Source organism: Xenorhabdus koppenhoeferi, from assembly GCF_900116635.1.
Lineage (GTDB): Bacteria > Pseudomonadota > Gammaproteobacteria > Enterobacterales > Enterobacteriaceae > Xenorhabdus > Xenorhabdus koppenhoeferi.
On the sequence record NZ_FPBJ01000049.1, the window covers coordinates 1 to 17,579 of the forward strand.

Consider the following 17,579-nt stretch of genomic DNA (forward strand, 5'->3'; position numbering starts at 1 on the left):
AACACGAGATTACAAAACACCGAATGAGTTATTTAAAGGAATACCCACTCATTTACTTCGTCCATTACGGTGTTGCGCTTAATATGTGAATCCAAGTTTGAAGGTATCGCTGGTAATACCTACCTGTTCCTTATCTGCCTTCTGTTTGAACGCATTGTGAATAACGAGCGTTGCAGGGGCTTGCCCTCCCATACTCACATTAAGCCGTCCATCTTTGTCATACCTTACTAAATATTCAGCAGTCACTACCTCGGCACTACCATCTTCAATAATGCGAATTTCCATCGTGTTTTATCCTCATTCAGCATATTCAACTGGTTCGGTTTATATAACCCCCTATTGGGACGACACCACCGAAGCCCAAAACCTCCACAAACCTCTGTCAAGCACCCGTTTTCAGGTGCTTTGCAGAATTTTGTGAAATCAGCGTTTCTTGAGCCTCTCGACTGAATATTTACTGGCCCATGCTTTAGCTGTAACCCATTGATTTCTTCGCTGACCGTCAGATTGGCGAACCGGCACCAAACTGAGGACCTCGGTAATTTCAATTAGTTAACCGAGGTCACTGGTGTAATGACCTCGATAATATCAAGCTGCCAGCCTATGCAACTCTTCCAGTAATGGCTTCTTGTGGTTCTTTTCGTAGATACCCGTCAGGGAGGCTTTGCGTTGTTCATAGTCCCACCCCATAGAGATAAAGACTGTGTTGGCTCGCTGTAATTCAGTGATGCATCGCATCTGTTCTGGAGTCAGATAATCCCGGATAGATTCTTTCTTCTCGATGTCATGATGGACGCGGAACTTAGCCGCAGTCATACCCAATGCGATACGGTTGATTAAATCGGCTTCATTGCTGAAATGGTGAGGGGCAATCGTCTTGCCTTGCTCCTCTCTGGATTTTTTTACAGCATCCGTCATGGGTTTGTATTCCAGCCTTGCAGTATCTCTGTCCTGCCGGGCTTTATATTCGCCCATGATGACAGCATCGAATTTCCTAATTACGTGCAAATGAAATTCAGGGCTGATCCACATCGCATAGGCATAAACCAGTTCCTTGCAGGCATATGTACCACCCTTGCGGCCTTCAATAGAAACTATAGGATTTCCTAGAGTTTCTTTTTTCAGCAAATTTATCAGGCTTTGTGTCTGCTGATTTGCACTCCACAAGCCGGGCTGGTGCTTTGTCTCACCACCGGATGCCTTATGGAGATCATTCAGGCGGTAACGACCTTGTTTATCGGTGCTGATTTTTACGCCGTTTAATATGACTAATGATTTACTCATAGGGTATTTTCCTTATAGAAAGCCGAACCTGTTCACACAGAAAAACCGCCCGCAGAAACACCCTATTAATAACGGTTTTCTCAGGCTCGACTTTCTGCAAGGTTCTGCGTTTTTATTGATGTGTGTGTGAATGCACGGGGAAAATAAAAATGCCACCAGACCGTATGCGTTGGGTACGCGGTGAGAACGGAAGTGATGGCATGCGTTATTGCTTTAACCACTCAAGGGAATGGGTAAGGGAATAAAAAAACCACCAGTGTTAACTGATGGTTATTTGGAGTCCTTTCATGACTGATTCATTAAACTCTATTAGTACTACTTACTACATTTAAGCTTAACACTCAAAAATGTATAGTCATCAATAATATCTTTCTCAATCCGACGCCTTAAGCTTGCGGAAAATGCCGATGGTAACGACATTGTTCTTTCTGAGAATTTAGGTCTTAATTCCCAATGCTTATATGCCCCATCTGACATCAAAGCTAAAATTACATTATCACCATCACTTATGTCTTTGATATCTTTAACTGTCATGTCAAAATTCAGTTCGATATCATTAGATAAGGCTGACGTAAGAATAGTAGACAGTCTTTCTTTGTGATTTCTTAGATTCCTCATACTATGCTCCTTAGAATCTAAAAGCTCTTGGTACTTAGTATGATCTTTAGTTAATTGAACTAATTTATTTTTATTTTTAAAGTAAAGTCGGCAATCGCCTACATGCCCTATATAGAGCTTTGAGTCAACTATATGGACGATTGTTAGCGTAGTAGCAACACTAAAATCAAACTCATCTATCGCTTGCTTGGCTAGTGAAAATGCTTTCTCAATACTAAAATCTGGCTCTATCAACGCTTTTTGAATTGCTTGTATTGCACATTTTGACGCTAAATCAGCTTGCTCAGTTGAACCTACTCCGTCTGCTACTGCAAATACGATATTTGAATCACTATCGAACGTTGGAGGTAAGAAATAATCTTCATTTACAGCTTTACCATTTGCAGCATCGCTAAAGCAGGACATGTCAACTATTCTATTCACGGTGTTACCTCCATAGCTTTACAAAAATCAATTAATAATTCATTTGCATCAGCATATCTATCTTCAGGCCAATGTTCCCTGCATTTTGATATGACTTTTTTTAACTTATGTGTGAAGTTTTTTGAATATATGTCATTAATGATGCCGCCTATAGCATAAATATCAGACTGCTTGGAAAATAATCCACTTTCTGTTATTTCAGGAGCTCTGTAACCATCAGTTCCCATTCCATTTGGTTGAAATCTTGTTTTTACCTCAGCTCTGACATGATTCAAGTCTTTCACTAGTCCAAAGTCGCTGATTTTGTATCTTCCGTCGCTATATTTCAGAATGTTGGCTGGCTTTAGATCACGATGAACATAATCATTGTCGTGTATAGTTTTGACGCCCTTAATTATCTGCCGCACCGCCATAATTTTTTCTTCTACAGACATCCCGCTTTCTATAGCTTCTAATAAATTAGTTTCAGCCTTTTCCATGATAAAATACGGCACTCATCCCAATATCCTGCTGTACCTTAATTTCTCCACATAGTTCTTTGCTTTAAAGTATGCCTCACTTCAACTTTCAACTTTTCAAGTGAGGTATGCTGTGCAACTATATCCCACAGCTCAAAGCGGGGTTTGCTTTTATTACCTTTCAATATGTTCCATTTTTCCATAATGCTAAGGCATTCATCCTTCCAAAGTAACCTAGCCAATGAAAAAACATCGCCGTCAGGATTTAGTTTATCTCGCCTATAACTATGTATATGAACTGCACCTCTGTTCCCTTGATTAACCACCTTAACCCCCCACCATTCAGGGATGATCTTTTGAGCCTCAGCCAAATGAGAATCATCTACAACGAGCGTTACTTTATCCATCACTAAAGAATATTGCTCTATCTGATTAGGAAGCCTTAAAAGATTATCTCTCTCACTTTTTAGTTCATATCCATGAATAACTCCGTTAATTACCGCAATGTCAACACGACATGAACCTTGGTTCAAAGAAAATTCATCAATAATCAATGTATCCGGATCTTTGTGATGCTCTTTCAGTATCTTGGAGTGAACAGCACGCCGCACATCTATATCTTTCATTTTCCTGCCTTTCTTTCCAAAGAAGTAATGTAACTATTTTTGAAGCCAAGAACTTTAAACGCTTACTGAATGTATAGCACTATTTTTTTCTTCGTCCTCTGATGCAAAGCCAATTCTAAGAAAAAATTTTAATTTCAGTTAATGCACTGCCCCCTAACATACTCCTGCAAATACTTAATTTGCCGCTCATTCTCCGCCATCATTTCTCGGAGACGGAAATAATCTTGTCGAGCTGCTTCGGTAAGTTGTGGGGTTCCTGCATCGCCCACGCTGCCGGAGGAAGGGGTTTCACGCACGGGGCAGGTAGCCTTGATGCGCAGCTTGCGACGACCAGCGGCAACATCAGCCCGAAGAGTGTCAATTTCAGTCTTGGCATGGGCGAGTTCCTGTGTGTGAACCTTGTCCAGTTCTGCAAGGTGCTTAATTCGCTCTTGCTGCTGATTTATCGCGATAGTCTGCTTGTCATACTGTAGCGTTAAGCTAGCGTATTTTTCGGCCTTGTCCTGATACTCGCTGTAATAGAACCAGAGCAGACCAGCGACAATAACAAAAGCACCAAGCGTGAAGTATTGGCTGTTGAGTTTCATGCCGGTATCTCAACATGGGGCGCATCCAAAAACTTAGCGGGATTGTCATTGGGATTACCTGTCCAAGTGATGCCAAACCGCAGTTTTATCCCCAGTTCTTCACCTGCCTGATGCATCGCTTTCAAGACGGGCAGCCAGCAGATGTAATTATTCCAGTCAGCACCGACCGGAAGTAAGTCAACGGCATGACCGGTTAAATGGCGGGAGTTCATTGTCTGGCTTTTCTTTGCAGCGAATAACTGCTTTTGGCGTTCAAGGGTTCTTAGTCCCTCAATCACCGTAAAATCAACCGGAGATAATGCCAGTGCGCGGCGAACAACAGCGACCAAATCAGGATGAACACCCTTAAGGTTATTTTCACTGCGCTGGCTGAACTTAAAGTTATTCGTTGCCATTGTTGACTCCGGCTCTTTTCTCTGCGGCCTTACGCAGCAATTGGCCAATGAAGTCCGTTCCCAGATAGCCAATCACTACACTGCCGATGTAGGCCAAGTCAGGATTCAGACCAATCAGGTTTAATACATCACGAATGAACCAAGCGAACATGGCACACATAAAGGCGTCGATAGAGACCTTTAGCCATCCCCCGCCGTGATAGCGTCCCCGGAGAAAGGCCATAGTCCCCGCTAAGGTTGCTCCGATGCCCTGCTCTTTTATCGAGACGAGCCAGTCACCGAGATGCACCCACAAATCAGGATTATTTCTCATCTTCATATTCCACCCCATTGAGCAATGGGCATCCGTGGGGTGAGTTATGATCGCCCCTGTGAGTCGGTTAAAAGTAATGAATTGATACTTAAGGTATGTTGTTAGATCAGCCAAACATTAACTAATCAATAGAGGGATGGCTGATTACCTCTGAAATGGAGTATTAAATGAAGTTTAGACTCATTTCCTTGGGCAGTATTTACGAAACGGAGAATCAAAAAACCAACATCAGTGTTGGATTGTCCAGTGAAAATGATTCACACCATTCGTTCAGTATAATTATTGATAAATGCGAGTGTGATGTAAGAAATATGTCATTCAATGAAATTGAATATCTGGCTATTCGATATCTCAAAGACTCTCTGAATGATGAACACTGTCATCACCATCATCATGGGTAGTTTTTTGCTCTGATTTAACATCACGACTCATCTTGCCCTCCAGCTTGATGAGTCGGTTTTCCTGAATTGCTAGCTTAACCTCTAAATGAGCAATTCTTGCCAGTAGTACATTATTCTTCATCATTCACCTCATGAGTGAGTTAATAGGATGCCAGCCGCAATGTGCGGATACGGATGTGATTAAAGTGATTGCGGTGGCAAATATGAAAAAGGCCACGCTAATAGCGCTAATACTGCTCGCTTAAGAGAAATGAGAATACCAACTGTCATTTTCTCCATTTGAAAAAGCCAGTAATGTCGGGGTCTTCAAATTTTCTTTGTCAGCATTTTTATGAATTGTTATTCAAAAAAGTGCTTAAGCGAGCGGTATTACGCTAATAGCGCAGCCTTATGTGTCATTTAATAAACTTTAAATCGTCTTTCCTGTGTCGCTTTTGTTCCTGATAAAAATTTTCATGAGAACCAAAATTTAACAGGTATAACTCTATCTTTTCTTCAACCCAGTGATAACCAAGCAATGTCAGCTGGTTGTTTAACTGAAATTTGTGTACACGAAGAAAATTTAAATCTCCTTTTTTCTGTTCACCAATTTCTGGATTGTCGATAATTTTCTCTATCTCATCTTCCACTACTGCAAGAAGATTTTCAGGTAATTTAGATAACGCTTTAGAGAAACGCCTTGTTTCATAAACATCAATCTTGGGACTTTTTTGTCCTTCTGACATAACGCGACACCTTACCATTGTCGACTTCGCTTCTCGCCAGTAAGGCATCAAGGATAAAGGAGTACGGCAAATCTGGGTTATCTTCGGCAATGCAGCCTATCTTTGCCCAATGTTCGATCTGCTTTGGCACACTCCTGCTTGAAGCTTCTGCGTGGATTTTTACATCGCTCACGAAGTCATCATCTAAACGGATACTAATAGCCATTGTTTAACCCTCTTCGGCGGTGTTGTACTACATGCGGAGCTGAACGCATACGCCTGCGGAAGCGCACTTATAATATGCGCCATTTTGTCAAATAATGCAATCTTTTGTCGCGTTAAATGATTATATGGTTGCGCGATATGCCAGAACCACTTGAATCTGTTCCGTTATGGGATTTCCCATATCGGGATTTGAACTAACCGGAATGACCGGAGAGTTGTAAAATCCCCGAATTCGGGGGAATTAAAATATTCATCTAAACATCCAAGACTTGCGGGATTTCGAACTACCGAGGAATTTGCGGTAGTTGGATTTACGACGGGTAGAAATGAAAAAGCTCCACTTGATTAGTGAGGCTATGGAATTCATGATTAACACCCTCCAAGCATAAAAACCTGCGGAGGATAACATGAATATACTAAGAAATAATTTTTTTGCAAGTATTTCGCATTATTTTTTCTCATAGATTATCAATATCAATCTCCTTGCCATTATCCAGTTCGTAGTTAATTGCTCTATGCATCTTTGCCTCAATTATTCTAATGCACCAACGAACCCTATCTCGTGATTGGGGGATTGTTAACTCATCTTTGACTATTCTCGATAGATACTGAGCAATAGTCTCTATCCTGTGTCCATACACATAGTAATTAACAGCCACTCGAAGCAGTGGTGATTTATCGCCAAACACTCTTATTAGTAAATCATCCACAAATAACCCTATTTCATCTGAGCATCTAGGAACAGAACGATGCTTAAGATTTGCGATTATTTGCGACAACTTTTTGATAAGCTCATCACCACGGTAACCTCTTTCGTGTAGCCCTTCGATCAACGTTGTTATGCCGTCTGCTGTTATGCCCCCCCGACCAGAAACAGATTCCATAAATCGACCGATAGGGCTTACCTTATTTTTATCGTCCAATTCTTCATAAGCCCATGCTCCCCACGCACTTAAAATATGGCTAATCCATACTCTGTCATTAGGTTCTAGTGGGCTTATCGGGCTTAAGTCTCTGGATTTTTGAATTAAGGCGAGAAGTGCTATCTGGTCTTGCGGTAAGTTATGTTTGGATGTAACACAATTAAAAAATTCACCATCGGTTAGTTTTAAAAATCTATTTGCCTCCTGTATCGCTTCGTCTTTATTTTTGTAACTACCAAGATAAAATTTATGTCCGAATCTGTTTATTTGTATTCGCCATCGTTTTGTTCTTCTTTCTAGAGTTACACACCTAGCACCAGAAGTATTATTTTTACCCAGTCGCCGGTTATGGGCGTTTTGCTCTGGAGTTGCTGGCCTTAAATTAGAAAGTCGATTATCAGATGTATTCCCATTTATATGATCTATTCCATGTTCGGGCCATGTCCCATACATATAAAACCAAGCCAACCGATGAGCCTTAAATTTTTTGGAATTAATGCTTACCCCAATATACCCACGATCCATGAAACCTTTAACTCTGACACCAGTACACGACCTGTTGGTAAATATACCGGTTTCTGGATTATATTTGACTTGTTCTCGCAATATTGCCAGTTCGATGTTTTCATCTGGCAGATTTGCTTTGTCATAGCGCGTTAAATTCATTTTATCCCCGGCAATACTGTATGAACCCTGTCGCGACGAGTGGAATACATCATCCTCATGCACTTTCGCATAACCCATCGTTCAGTGAGAACCGACATACCTATGTCCCGCTGAACAACAGCAAAATGGCGGTCTGTTTCCCTGCGTCGATATCGTGCCTCTTCAATAGCGGCGGGTAGATCAGTGAAGATCATGCCGCCTCCCGCCTCAGTCCCTTGAGCTTCTCTTTGTAGTCATCACGTATCCGTTCGTAATCTTCCCGTTTCAGCTTTGGTAATGGGTAGTGAGACATCAGCTGGTCAAAACGCACCTGACCAATTTTCTCAATCAGCCTGGGGGTGTAATTGTCGATATTCCCTGACAGATGATTATTGCAGGCAGAGCATTGCTTATGGCAATTATCCTCGTCGAACCTGAATTCTGGACAAGCGCCTCGCGTTCGATAATGCCCTGCGTGCCACTGCCCCTCATGGAAGCGCCCACAACTGATACACGGGTCATATTTATCCCGTTCACGGATATAGGCGTTAAATGCTGTTTGAGCTTGTCTGGCGAAATGGGAGAGGGGTTTTACTGCTAACTTGCGGGCTTTGAGTTTATCGCGGTCTGCTGCTGCTTTTTGCCGTCGTTCTTGCTGTAGTTTCTGTTCTGCTTTCTCCCTGTCTCTGTTTCGTTTTCTGATGGCCAGTTCTGCGCCATGTTCTGGGCTGCACCATTCCATATTGTCATATTGGGGGTGAAACCATTCATGACAGATTTTACACTTTCTCCGCCTTAGCTTTGTCACACTCGATCTCCGTTAATTGGTATAATTTATTCCCAATATCTACAAATCCCGTCTTGGCTTTTCCTTGGTAATAGCTGCTGACAATCGCACTACCAAAAAACATACCAAACAGAAATATTGATATTCCAAACCAAAAAATCATCTATCCCCCTAACACCAGTCCAATAATCAGCGCAAGAGCGATCCACGCGCCTACGAATGCGATGTATTTCATTTGATTGGCTCCACCTCTTTGATTAGCTTATCCAGATACCACCGCGCTTTTTTCAAATCCTCCACTGGAGAGGCTTTCTTTTCGTACCGCCAGAGATATTTTTGTACATTGCCCTTGAGATATCCCTTAAATGCTTCATCGGTCATACTGGATTTCATGGCATCGATACATTCAATACCACCAGATGCGTAATGTGTTGGGTGATTTACATTATCGGTCACTGTTCCTGCTCCCTCTTGAGTGTCATATATTCGCTGTCCTCGGGCACCGTCACAAAACAACCCATTTCCGCCGCCCATTGCTCTACCTGCTCCATGAATCGAAACATCTCGCCCGTGTCCAGTTTGGATGTCTGGCGCAGTGTCCTGACGCGCTCTGGTTCCTGCGTTCTGGCATTAATTCGTTCCACCACCTCGTAACCGAGAAATGTATGTTTCATCATCTCTTTAACCTGTTCCGGTGAAAATTTAGCGCCATTGGATTTCAAAAAATGGCTAATCTCGCCAAACCACATATGCGCGGTCGCGTTCTGAGATGACGAGCGGGTGTTTTTCCACGGTTTGATGATAATGCGGTGAGGTTGGTTTGTTGCGAGAACATCTTTGAGTTGTTGCCATGCAGCGTGTTTCGTTGATTCATGGAATAGAAAATTGCATTCCACTCCTAACCTCCTTCCCGCAGATGCTGTTGCTGCTCTACATTGGGAGACTGAAACCAATAGGTAGATTTGTGAAAAATAATTGTCACGTTAATGATCCTTCTTGTAGTTGATGTTCATTTTTGTGGGTTTTTTCATGACAGCTATCACAGAGTGAAACCAACTCGAACAATAGTTCATCGCCAACATTCTCATATGTTAAATGGTGAACCTGAGTTGCTTTTTTTCTTAAACATCCTTGGCATGTATAATTATCCCTCCTTAACACTAGTTCTCTTTTATCTCGCCACGTGGAAGATTTAAGATATATCGAGTACCAGCCCCAAAACTTGTCTTTTGTTTTTTGTTTTTCTTCACCGTATATTTTGATTACTGCATTTATTTTCTGCTCTCTTTGAGATTCCCAATTTAATTTGATATCTTCATCAAATAATTTTTGGTTTGGATTATTTTTGAGTGCTGTTGATTTTTTGAATGATTCAACCTGAACTCCACAACTCATGCATTGAGAGACATAATGAATTGAATTATTTTTGAACGCCCGTTTTCTTAATTCTGTATCCTTGTGTTCGCAATAATCATATTTTTTGTATATTTCATCTAATTTTCTCGCTCTCTCTTTTTCTAAATTAAATTCATTGTTCATCTATTTTCCTTTGGATTATTTAACTTGGCGGCGATAACTCTGCCAATTGAAATTAATTACGGTGGGGGTTCCCATTCGCAGTCGGTCAATAACCCGCTCACCTAAAACTACAGTTAGCTGTTCAAAATCTAAATTCGTCAGGACACCAACGGGTTTTTTATTTGCCAGACGGCGATCTACCACCTGAAAAATTATCAGGTCTTCATTCAGGTTATTACGCTGCACACCGACATCATCCAGCACCAACAAATCAACCGCGCACAAATCATCGACCAATGCCGACTCATTGATTTTCGCGTCTTTCTGGTAGGTTTCCCTAACCCTCATCATCAAATCGGGCAGCGTGGCGATCAGGATGCTCTTTCCGTTCTGGATGATGTAATTACCAATAGCAGCGGCGAGATGGTTTTTCCCCGTGCCGGGATTACCACTAAAAATAAACCCACCAAACGAGTTACCAAAGCTTTCAGCATAACGCTGGGCTTTTGCCCGCGCCTTTTGCTGCTCAGGAGTGGTCACAATGTAATTATCAAATGTGCAATTCTGGTGTAGCGGGCTGATACCAGAACGGCCCATGATCCTATTTAACCGGCTAACTCGGTTCTCTTCGGCAATGCGTGTTGAATCAATCTCACCCTGTTCACGCTGCCATGCCATCAGTTCGGCGGCATTAGTGAATTTTGGCTGGATATGATCAGGCATCATCCGGCGAAAACGCGCCAGTGTCTCTGCCATGCTCATTAGAAATCCTCCGAAATGAATTGTTCAGAACGTATTGGCTGGGTAATGCGATTAACAGGTTGCGCCTTGGATGGATATTTTGGCCTGAACAAACCTTGCCACCCATTCGTAATGCTGGCTGCAATAACCTCAGACGGGCTATAACCCGCGTCATAACATTCGTTCAGTAATTTAATCTGTCCCTTGGCAGTTTGAGGGGTTTTAATCGGCTTCTTGATAGCTGATCGATATTCCAACCATTCTTCCCATACAGCAGGATCTAACCATTCAGGCAATGAAACCTGATTGATATCAAATTTAGGTTTAGACGCTTTTTTCGGTGAAGGGGATATAGGGGTATTATTGTCTTTCTTTTCTTTTGTAATATTGTCTTTTGTGTTTACCTGATTCGGGTAATCGCTTTTACCTGATTTGGGTAAAGATTTCTTACCTGATTCGGGTAAATTTACCTGATTCGGGTAAACTTTATTTTTATCCTCCCATTCAGAGATATTTTTATTGATTCCTACCTGCCTTCCGTTGGTTATTAGAATATTCCGTTTAACCAGTTCACTCTTTGCTGCTGAGCACTTGTGAGGCAATATTCCCGTTAATTTGGAAAGCTGCTCATTACTGACCCAATCCAGGCTTTTATTAAAACCATATGTTTTTCTGGAAATCGCCAAAAACACCAATAGCTGATGCTGTGATAGTCCAGCTAACATAACCGCCTCAAGCAACTCATTAGCCAGCCGAGTGAATCCATTATCAACATCGGCCACTTTGTGTATCTCCTGCCGGACAGGGAATTGATAAACCTCCGCTGTATTCATACGACCTCCCTATCATTAAATTTCGTTTTCATGTATAATTACCTCGTTGAAATGTTGGTTTGAGGGGCTTGCATACCTTCGTTAAATTGACAGTTCGAATTGCATTTCAGAAGCCTCGTCGGTAGCCGCCTTCGAGGTTTTTCTTTTGGGGTATCGGATATATTCCAGCGCTTCCAGTAGCCTACTGGCATCAATTCCCGTTAACACAATGTTTGTCTCGCATCCCGGTGCGGCTGCGCTTCCCTCCGGCAATCCCAATTCCACAACCATTCGGCTAGCCAGCTTTACGATCCGGCTCTTTTCTCGACTCAATCCCGTTGGGTGAATCCCCATGTCTCTAGCTAACGGGCTGTTTCCAATTTCCGCGACTGATTTGAACCAAAATGTTTCTAATTCTTGCGCCTTACACGTCACACGAGTATTGCGAGTTTTTGCAACTTCCATTTGTTATATTTCCTATAGTTAAGTTTTGTTTAATAAATAAACGATAGATATCGTCTATCCTGAATAGATAGTTAATAAACACGATCATGGCGTTATGATGTCGGCCTTTACGGGGTTGATTGACTCCTGTTCCCCGATTGCCTGAGAATAATTCCCGGCGCTATTTCGGTTTGCTAGGGTTCACCGATAGCCTGTCGTGTGGGCAGATTGTTAAAGAGCGATAATAATTAAGCTAATTCTTTATCTGGATTAGCCGCTTGCAATAACCATTTTTCGGTGAACTTTCCGTTGGAATGATCTGCAAGCAATTTTGAATATTGAGTTTTTCCTGTGTACTCAGTGCGTGGTAAGCAGCCGTTCTGCACCCACTTCCAGACCGCTACGGCACTTTTCCCGCAGATTTTTGCGGCGGCGGTCTGTCCGCCTACTGCATTCACTGCGAATTCAACTGGGTTCATTTGGTTAATATCCTTATTAATTAGATTAACTGTTAGTTAATTCTAAATTCTAACTGACAGTTAAGTCAAGTCTGGATGATAATTAACTTATGGTTAAAAGCACTAATAAGGCTGAGTTCACTGCAAGGCTAAAAGAAGCTTGTTTAGATGCGGGCTTTGCCGGACGTGGGCTAGGTAAGAAAATTGCTGACGCACTTACCAAACAGAAAATAACAGTCAGCGGGCCTGGGGTTTGGAAATGGCTGAATGCCGGAGCAATTCCAGACTCCAGTAATATTTTGGCGTTAAGCAGGTGGCTTGATGTTAGGCCGGAGTGGTTGGAATATGGGAGGGGTTCCAAAAAATTAGACGGTGTGCCTTTATCAAAAATAGAGTCAGAAGAAGTTACGCCTTGGGATCACACTACGCCAGTCAATGATGACGAAGTTGTTGTCCCGTTTTTTAAAAGTATAGAACTTGCCGCAGGGAGTGGCTGTTGTACTAACGAAGATTACAATGGGTTTAAATTGAGATTTTCTCGCTCTACTCTTCGTCGATACGGGGCTGAACCAGCTAATGTTGTAGCTTTCTCTGTTCATGGCGACAGTATGTCCCCAGTAATTCCAGATGGCTCAACAGTAACCGTTGATCGTGGCCATCAAAATATTGTCGATGGCGGAATATATGCCATTGAGCAAGAAGGATTATTTCGCATTAAATTACTATATCGCCAACCGGGAAAATTAATTGTCCGCAGTTTCAATTCAATGGAATTCCCTGATGAAATTGCAGAAGTCCAAGATGTTCAAATCATTGGTCGAGTCATAAACTGGTCAGTAATGGCTTGGTAACTAAATACCTCCTCTCACCACCAAAAAATAGCCGCTAATCATGCGGCTACCCTCCTTTTATTTTTGATTCAAATCACATTTTCATTCTTATTTAAAAATTTATTAACTTAAAATTCAGTTAGTTAAAATTTATTCTTAACTTAATTAACCAATGGTTATTGACTGAATTTAACTGATGGTTAATAATGTATCCATCAACGGCACGGAGCCAAACGTAAACGGAAGTTCGCTCTTTAACAATTTAACCCAGAACAGCGTATTCACTCTGTTACACCCCAACGCACAAATGCGATGTATCGCTGACAGTCGATCAGTATGCCAGTGAGAAGATTAGCCTCGAAAGAGCGTGAACGGGCAGCCCTGACAGGGAAAATATGCAGTTAAGCAGCTAACTAATGGTGAGCAACCTTAACCGAGGAAAATTCTATGAAAGATAGGCTGGAAATGGCTCTCGATAATGTTTTCAACGAAATTCACAAAGAGCAAAAAAAGGCATTCTGGAGTAATCGCGAACCCAAACAGCGCATCGGCAAACAGGAGCGCGCCACCATCAACGCATTAAGCAATTTTATTCCGGCAGTGAATAACGCTCCATCCAAAGAACGGGCCACGAAACATCCACACCGCAGCCGCAAATCATCAACCGTGACGGCGAGGGGGTGATATGAAAGACATAGAACGGATTGATTCAATGATACACATTCTTCGAAATCTGAAAACAGATTTAAAAAAATTAAATAAACTGAGTGAAATAGATTATCGAGGTTTGACGCCTAAACAGGCTCAGAAGAGAGCAGCCGACGCCGATTGGATTAGTATGGATAACATCAAGAGGCGACATGAATTACATGCTCTGGCAGTGGAACTGGGTTTTGCCGAGCGTCGTGATAATTATGATGCAATCGAGTTAACGGATAGCTGGCATAGATTTACGCACAAACCAAGAGAGCCGCACACCAATTAACTAACTCCAGCCCATTTCCGAGTGGGCTGTGGTGAGTTAATTAATCAGCCTCGCCAATGCGAGGTTTTTTATTACCTGAATATAGGAGAAATTATGGATTGGATTAAATGTTCTGACAGGTTGCCTGATATTTATGCAGATATCCTATTTGTTAGAAACGGCTGTAATGATGTTCATACTGGTTATCTCTCAGATATTCTTGATGTTTTTTATTCATATTCTGACGATGGATTATTCGATATTGAATGCATAACCCACTGGATGGAATTACCCGAACCCCCGACAGGAGAATAACAATGGCTAAACATATTCACGCCGATTTATGGACAAAGTACGCAGAGTTTGCACAGATAATGGAAAATCCCTGGAGCCAATTTCAATACTGGAATTACGAAGATGAATGTTGGTGTGATTTGGATGAAGACGATGGCCTTTGGGCTAGAGGAACGGCTAAATACCGCCTAAAACCCCGCACTATCAAAATCGGAAATATCGATGTTCCTGAACCAGTGAGGGAGCCGTTGGAAAATGGGATGAAGTATTTTGTTGTTGCAACATCAGGATTTTTCCTTGCCGAAGCGGGTATATGGAACGGTGCCAAAATTCATATGATACATCTAGAACGCGGCCTAATCCACCTCGACCCCGAATCTGCTGAACTGCACGCCAAGGCACTTATTTCTCTGACATCTAAATAACACCGAGATTAAATTATGCTGAGTGACAAAAAGCAGGAACTCGTTTCTATAGCATCCAGACACCTCAATACAATCGGTATTATTCATTCTATTGATACCTGTGGAACTATAGCGATACAAACAAAACAAGGAAAAGTTATTTACTATCCAACAAAGGAGAAAATTCAATATAAGGGAACGGTTACCACGGGAGGGATAGATAACGTTAAAAATCTGGTTGAGTCTCTGGAATTATCTAAAGAAACAATGCCACAAACAAATGAAATGACATTGCGGGATTATTTTGCAGCTCAGGCAATGCAAGGTGACTGGGCTAGTCAAGGCACAGATTTTTCATGTTTTGGCATAAATACAATTGATGAAACATTAAATAATGTCGCGTCCCTCTATTACAGGATGGCTGACGCGATGATGAATGCCAGAAAAAATGATACCAAATAGTTTCTATTATTACTCACTCGCCATTCTCGCAGTCATTTTTATTCTACTCATCGCAAGATAATTACTCATGAAAATCAACAGACACCTTCTCTGTCAGGCGCAGTCACTGGCAGGGATGGCCTGTCGCCTGCATTGTGAAGATGTCTGGTGGCTGGCTATGGAAATACTCAAACGAAGTTACGGGAGGTAATGATGTTAAAAATTAATCTCAGCAGCAATCTATTCAGGGTTGAGCCTAACGCTCATGGAGGCGCGGTATTAATCATTGATGATGGTATCAATTGGCAACTGGAGGGCACTGGCAGGGAAATTATGCTCAACAGTATTTATTTAGAACGCGAGGACATTATTTCGGTGCTCAATGACCATTATCAGAATGAGGAGGTCACCGTATGAGACATTTCGGATATAACCCCTATGGCGCTCAGGACGAAGCCGAAGAACGTCGCAGGGAAGAAAATGAACTGGCATACAAAAGGGAAGTTTTGGGATGGGAGGGATTACCCATCAGTGCTATCGAGTTCAGGGGAGATTTCACATGAACAGTTACCCCCGGCGCTCCGTAGGATGCCTGGTACCGAAAGATCCGGCAAAGCGCAGTCACTGGTTAGATGAACTGGTTGCCTCCATCATTAACAAGACAGATCACCCGGCAAACCTACCGCTCAAAGAGCAAATACTCGCAGAGAAGATACACAATTTCAACCACTACGCCTCTTTCCATCCCCCGCTACCTCATCACATGGCAGAGGAACGCGCTAAATTAGAGCGTCAGGCGTGGCGGGATTATTACGCAACCCATCACACAGAATATGACCATTATCGGGGTCATTCACCGACCCGCCGTCATGGTGGTATCTGGACAGGAGATTAAGTTATGAGTGCTGTGTATAAGGCTATTAGTAATGTCGCTAAGGAACTGGCAGAGACAGGGATTAAAAAGGATGGTGTCAACAAAACGCAGAACTTCAAATTCAGGGGAATAGATGCAGTATACAACGCGCTCGCCCCAGCATTGGTAAGACACGGATTGTTGATATTACCCCGCATCACGGAGCGTACAGTAACAGAGCGCACCACCCAAAAAGGCGGCGTTTTGTTTTATGTTGTGGTCAAATCTGAATTTGATTTCATCGCCACGGAAGACGGCAGCACACATACGGTTACAACGTTTGGTGAGGCGATGGACAGTGGAGACAAAGCGACTAACAAGGCGATGTCTATTGCCTATAAGTATGCTGCATTTCAGGCGTTCTGCATCCCCACGGAAGAGACGGCGATTGATGCTGATGCCGAGGTTCATCATGTAGCACCGAAAAGGCCAGATGAAGTTCTGCGTGAATTTACGGAATACGCCACTTTTGAAAGCAATAAAGAAAAACTCCAGTCTGCGTATGCAGACACATGGAAAGCGCTAGAGGGTCATCCTGAATTACAGGGGAAATGCAAGGAAGTTACAGGTATTCGGCTAAAAGAACTTAAGGCGGCATAAATGGCAATTAACACAATTATCGTCAGCGGGAATTTAGGCAAGGACTGCGAACAAAGATGGACTCCGGCAGGGAAGCCGATCGCCTCTTTTTCCCTACCCGTTAAGCAAGGTTACGGAGAGCACGAAAAAACAACGTGGGTTATCTGCAAAATGTTTGGCGCAAAAGCTGAGAAGCTCCCTCAATACCTGCACAAGGGAACCAAGGTAATGGTTACGGGTGAATTTCTTGTGGAAGAATGGACAGCTCAGGATGGAACCAAGCGATCGGCTCCAGTAATTATTGTCGAAAAATTGGATTTTGGCGGTAATGGACAGGGAAGTCAGCAACAACAACCCCAGCAACAGTATTCAGGACAGCAGCAACAGTCTCAGTTCTGGGGGGCACCACAGCAACCGCAGGGACAGCAGCAATCACAACCACCAATGGATTTTGACGATGACATTCCCTTTGCGCCGATTGGTAAACAGTATCCCGGGCACTCTATTCATATAATTTAATCCAAACAGAAACCTCTAACCCCATCCATTAACTAACGCTACCTCAGTGGCGGGAGGAGTATTACAACCAAAATTCGGGAGGACACAACATGCAGTTCACCCCATGGAACCCCAATCCTAAAGCAGCACAACGGGTCAATGACCCGCTCCCCGTCCCCACCCAATGTAACCACTGCCACAGTCACGTAAAGATAGCCCATCACACGGAGGTGTTTGGGAAGACCCGGCATGACGACAAATGGCCGTGGCTCTATGTCTGCTGGTCATGCGATG

At 42.7% G+C, this 17,579-nt stretch carries 33 protein-coding genes; 12 read left to right on the forward strand and 21 right to left on the reverse strand.

What is annotated here, in order from left to right; translation table 11 throughout:
• Positions 1 to 78: 78 nt before the first annotated feature.
• The 21 genes from BM329_RS12930 to BM329_RS13020 form a co-directional block, all read right to left on the reverse strand.
• A complete protein-coding gene (locus tag BM329_RS12930) occupies positions 79 to 285 on the reverse strand; it encodes a hypothetical protein (RefSeq protein ID WP_092553866.1) in 207 nt (68 codons plus the stop codon).
• Positions 286 to 588: 303 nt separating this feature from the next.
• Positions 589 to 1,284: a KilA-N domain-containing protein gene (locus BM329_RS12935; RefSeq protein WP_092553869.1), complete on the reverse strand. Its 696-nt coding sequence runs from the start codon at positions 1,282 to 1,284 to the stop codon at positions 589 to 591.
• A 315-nt stretch (positions 1,285 to 1,599) separates the two neighbouring features.
• Positions 1,600 to 2,325: a PP2C family protein-serine/threonine phosphatase gene (locus BM329_RS12940; RefSeq protein WP_245759090.1), complete on the reverse strand. Its 726-nt coding sequence runs from the start codon at positions 2,323 to 2,325 to the stop codon at positions 1,600 to 1,602.
• Complete coding sequence (locus tag BM329_RS12945) at positions 2,322 to 2,804, reverse strand: protein kinase domain-containing protein (protein ID WP_092553872.1); 483 nt, start codon at positions 2,802 to 2,804, stop codon at positions 2,322 to 2,324. The genes BM329_RS12940 and BM329_RS12945 overlap by 4 nt, the downstream gene beginning before the upstream one ends.
• A 38-nt stretch (positions 2,805 to 2,842) precedes the next feature.
• The gene (locus BM329_RS12950; protein WP_092553875.1) at positions 2,843 to 3,409 is read right to left on the reverse strand and encodes a sce7726 family protein; all 567 of its coding nucleotides are present in this window, start codon (positions 3,407 to 3,409) and stop codon (positions 2,843 to 2,845) included.
• A 134-nt stretch (positions 3,410 to 3,543) separates the two neighbouring features.
• Positions 3,544 to 3,996 (reverse strand): lysis protein, encoded by a 453-nt coding sequence (locus BM329_RS12955; RefSeq protein WP_092553878.1) that lies wholly within the window; start codon positions 3,994 to 3,996, stop codon positions 3,544 to 3,546.
• Positions 3,993 to 4,391 carry a M15 family metallopeptidase gene (locus BM329_RS12960; RefSeq protein ID WP_092553881.1) on the reverse strand — a complete coding sequence of 133 codons (399 nt, stop codon included), beginning with the start codon at positions 4,389 to 4,391 and terminating at the stop codon, positions 3,993 to 3,995. The genes BM329_RS12955 and BM329_RS12960 overlap by 4 nt, the downstream gene beginning before the upstream one ends.
• Positions 4,378 to 4,704, reverse strand: coding sequence for a phage holin, lambda family (locus BM329_RS12965; protein ID WP_177216271.1), 327 nt, complete (start codon positions 4,702 to 4,704; stop codon positions 4,378 to 4,380). The genes BM329_RS12960 and BM329_RS12965 overlap by 14 nt, the downstream gene beginning before the upstream one ends.
• Before the next feature lie 351 nt (positions 4,705 to 5,055).
• Positions 5,056 to 5,229: a hypothetical protein gene (locus tag BM329_RS14760; RefSeq protein WP_218153281.1), complete on the reverse strand. Its 174-nt coding sequence runs from the start codon at positions 5,227 to 5,229 to the stop codon at positions 5,056 to 5,058.
• Positions 5,230 to 5,500: 271 nt separating this feature from the next.
• Positions 5,501 to 5,830 (reverse strand): type II toxin-antitoxin system RelE/ParE family toxin, encoded by a 330-nt coding sequence (locus tag BM329_RS12970; protein WP_092553887.1) that lies wholly within the window; start codon positions 5,828 to 5,830, stop codon positions 5,501 to 5,503.
• Positions 5,799 to 6,035, reverse strand: coding sequence for a TA system antitoxin ParD family protein (locus BM329_RS12975; protein ID WP_092553890.1), 237 nt, complete (start codon positions 6,033 to 6,035; stop codon positions 5,799 to 5,801). The genes BM329_RS12970 and BM329_RS12975 overlap by 32 nt, the downstream gene beginning before the upstream one ends.
• Before the next feature lie 457 nt (positions 6,036 to 6,492).
• On the reverse strand, positions 6,493 to 7,623 hold the full coding sequence (locus BM329_RS12980; protein WP_177216268.1) for an HNH endonuclease signature motif containing protein: 1,131 nt from the start codon (positions 7,621 to 7,623) through the stop codon (positions 6,493 to 6,495).
• Complete coding sequence (locus tag BM329_RS14765; RefSeq protein ID WP_177216269.1) at positions 7,620 to 7,817, reverse strand: hypothetical protein; 198 nt, start codon at positions 7,815 to 7,817, stop codon at positions 7,620 to 7,622. The genes BM329_RS12980 and BM329_RS14765 overlap by 4 nt, the downstream gene beginning before the upstream one ends.
• The gene (locus BM329_RS12985) at positions 7,814 to 8,410 is read right to left on the reverse strand and encodes a recombination protein NinG (protein WP_092553896.1); all 597 of its coding nucleotides are present in this window, start codon (positions 8,408 to 8,410) and stop codon (positions 7,814 to 7,816) included. Before BM329_RS12985 ends, BM329_RS14765 begins: the two co-directional genes overlap by 4 nt.
• A gap of 210 nt (positions 8,411 to 8,620) precedes the next feature.
• A complete protein-coding gene (locus BM329_RS12990) occupies positions 8,621 to 8,845 on the reverse strand; it encodes a DUF3310 domain-containing protein (protein ID WP_218153282.1) in 225 nt (74 codons plus the stop codon).
• Positions 8,842 to 9,285: a YbcN family protein gene (locus BM329_RS12995; protein ID WP_092553902.1), complete on the reverse strand. Its 444-nt coding sequence runs from the start codon at positions 9,283 to 9,285 to the stop codon at positions 8,842 to 8,844. The genes BM329_RS12990 and BM329_RS12995 overlap by 4 nt, the downstream gene beginning before the upstream one ends.
• Before the next feature lie 82 nt (positions 9,286 to 9,367).
• The gene (locus BM329_RS13000) at positions 9,368 to 9,928 is read right to left on the reverse strand and encodes an HNH endonuclease (RefSeq protein ID WP_092553905.1); all 561 of its coding nucleotides are present in this window, start codon (positions 9,926 to 9,928) and stop codon (positions 9,368 to 9,370) included.
• Between the two features lie 15 nt (positions 9,929 to 9,943).
• Positions 9,944 to 10,669 (reverse strand): ATP-binding protein, encoded by a 726-nt coding sequence (locus BM329_RS13005; protein WP_092553908.1) that lies wholly within the window; start codon positions 10,667 to 10,669, stop codon positions 9,944 to 9,946.
• Positions 10,669 to 11,481: a replication protein gene (locus BM329_RS13010; RefSeq protein ID WP_092553911.1), complete on the reverse strand. Its 813-nt coding sequence runs from the start codon at positions 11,479 to 11,481 to the stop codon at positions 10,669 to 10,671. Before BM329_RS13010 ends, BM329_RS13005 begins: the two co-directional genes overlap by 1 nt.
• A gap of 81 nt (positions 11,482 to 11,562) precedes the next feature.
• Positions 11,563 to 11,925, reverse strand: a complete 363-nt coding sequence (locus BM329_RS13015) for a hypothetical protein (protein WP_092553914.1) — start codon at positions 11,923 to 11,925, stop codon at positions 11,563 to 11,565.
• 227 nt (positions 11,926 to 12,152) lie between these two features.
• Positions 12,153 to 12,383 carry a helix-turn-helix domain-containing protein gene (locus BM329_RS13020; RefSeq protein WP_092553917.1) on the reverse strand — a complete coding sequence of 77 codons (231 nt, stop codon included), beginning with the start codon at positions 12,381 to 12,383 and terminating at the stop codon, positions 12,153 to 12,155.
• An 89-nt stretch (positions 12,384 to 12,472) separates the two neighbouring features.
• Here BM329_RS13020 and BM329_RS13025 point away from each other — a divergent pair, with 89 nt between their 5' ends.
• The 12 genes from BM329_RS13025 (at position 12,473) to BM329_RS13070 (ending at position 17,306) form a co-directional block, all read left to right on the forward strand.
• Entirely contained in the window at positions 12,473 to 13,213 is a 741-nt protein-coding gene (locus BM329_RS13025; RefSeq protein ID WP_092553920.1) for a S24 family peptidase, read from the forward strand.
• 426 nt (positions 13,214 to 13,639) lie between these two features.
• A complete protein-coding gene (locus tag BM329_RS13030) occupies positions 13,640 to 13,876 on the forward strand; it encodes a hypothetical protein (RefSeq protein ID WP_092553923.1) in 237 nt (78 codons plus the stop codon).
• 1 nt (position 13,877) lies between these two features.
• Positions 13,878 to 14,177, forward strand: coding sequence for a regulator (locus BM329_RS13035; protein ID WP_092553926.1), 300 nt, complete (start codon positions 13,878 to 13,880; stop codon positions 14,175 to 14,177).
• A 93-nt stretch (positions 14,178 to 14,270) separates the two neighbouring features.
• On the forward strand, positions 14,271 to 14,471 hold the full coding sequence (locus BM329_RS13040) for a DUF551 domain-containing protein (protein WP_092553929.1): 201 nt from the start codon (positions 14,271 to 14,273) through the stop codon (positions 14,469 to 14,471).
• 2 nt (positions 14,472 to 14,473) lie between these two features.
• Positions 14,474 to 14,875, forward strand: coding sequence for a hypothetical protein (locus tag BM329_RS13045; RefSeq protein WP_092553932.1), 402 nt, complete (start codon positions 14,474 to 14,476; stop codon positions 14,873 to 14,875).
• 15 nt (positions 14,876 to 14,890) lie between these two features.
• The gene (locus BM329_RS13050) at positions 14,891 to 15,316 is read left to right on the forward strand and encodes a hypothetical protein (protein ID WP_092553935.1); all 426 of its coding nucleotides are present in this window, start codon (positions 14,891 to 14,893) and stop codon (positions 15,314 to 15,316) included.
• 67 nt (positions 15,317 to 15,383) lie between these two features.
• On the forward strand, positions 15,384 to 15,506 hold the full coding sequence (locus BM329_RS15215) for a hypothetical protein (protein ID WP_281245153.1): 123 nt from the start codon (positions 15,384 to 15,386) through the stop codon (positions 15,504 to 15,506).
• Complete coding sequence (locus tag BM329_RS13055; protein WP_143101249.1) at positions 15,506 to 15,712, forward strand: hypothetical protein; 207 nt, start codon at positions 15,506 to 15,508, stop codon at positions 15,710 to 15,712. The genes BM329_RS15215 and BM329_RS13055 overlap by 1 nt, the downstream gene beginning before the upstream one ends.
• Positions 15,709 to 15,858, forward strand: a complete 150-nt coding sequence (locus tag BM329_RS14770) for a hypothetical protein (RefSeq protein WP_177216270.1) — start codon at positions 15,709 to 15,711, stop codon at positions 15,856 to 15,858. The genes BM329_RS13055 and BM329_RS14770 overlap by 4 nt, the downstream gene beginning before the upstream one ends.
• Positions 15,855 to 16,190 (forward strand): hypothetical protein, encoded by a 336-nt coding sequence (locus tag BM329_RS13060; RefSeq protein WP_092553941.1) that lies wholly within the window; start codon positions 15,855 to 15,857, stop codon positions 16,188 to 16,190. Before BM329_RS14770 ends, BM329_RS13060 begins: the two co-directional genes overlap by 4 nt.
• A 3-nt stretch (positions 16,191 to 16,193) precedes the next feature.
• Entirely contained in the window at positions 16,194 to 16,808 is a 615-nt protein-coding gene (locus tag BM329_RS13065) for an ERF family protein (RefSeq protein WP_092553944.1), read from the forward strand.
• Positions 16,809 to 17,306: a single-stranded DNA-binding protein gene (locus BM329_RS13070; RefSeq protein WP_092553947.1), complete on the forward strand. Its 498-nt coding sequence runs from the start codon at positions 16,809 to 16,811 to the stop codon at positions 17,304 to 17,306.
• The last annotated feature ends 273 nt before the right edge of the window (positions 17,307 to 17,579 follow it).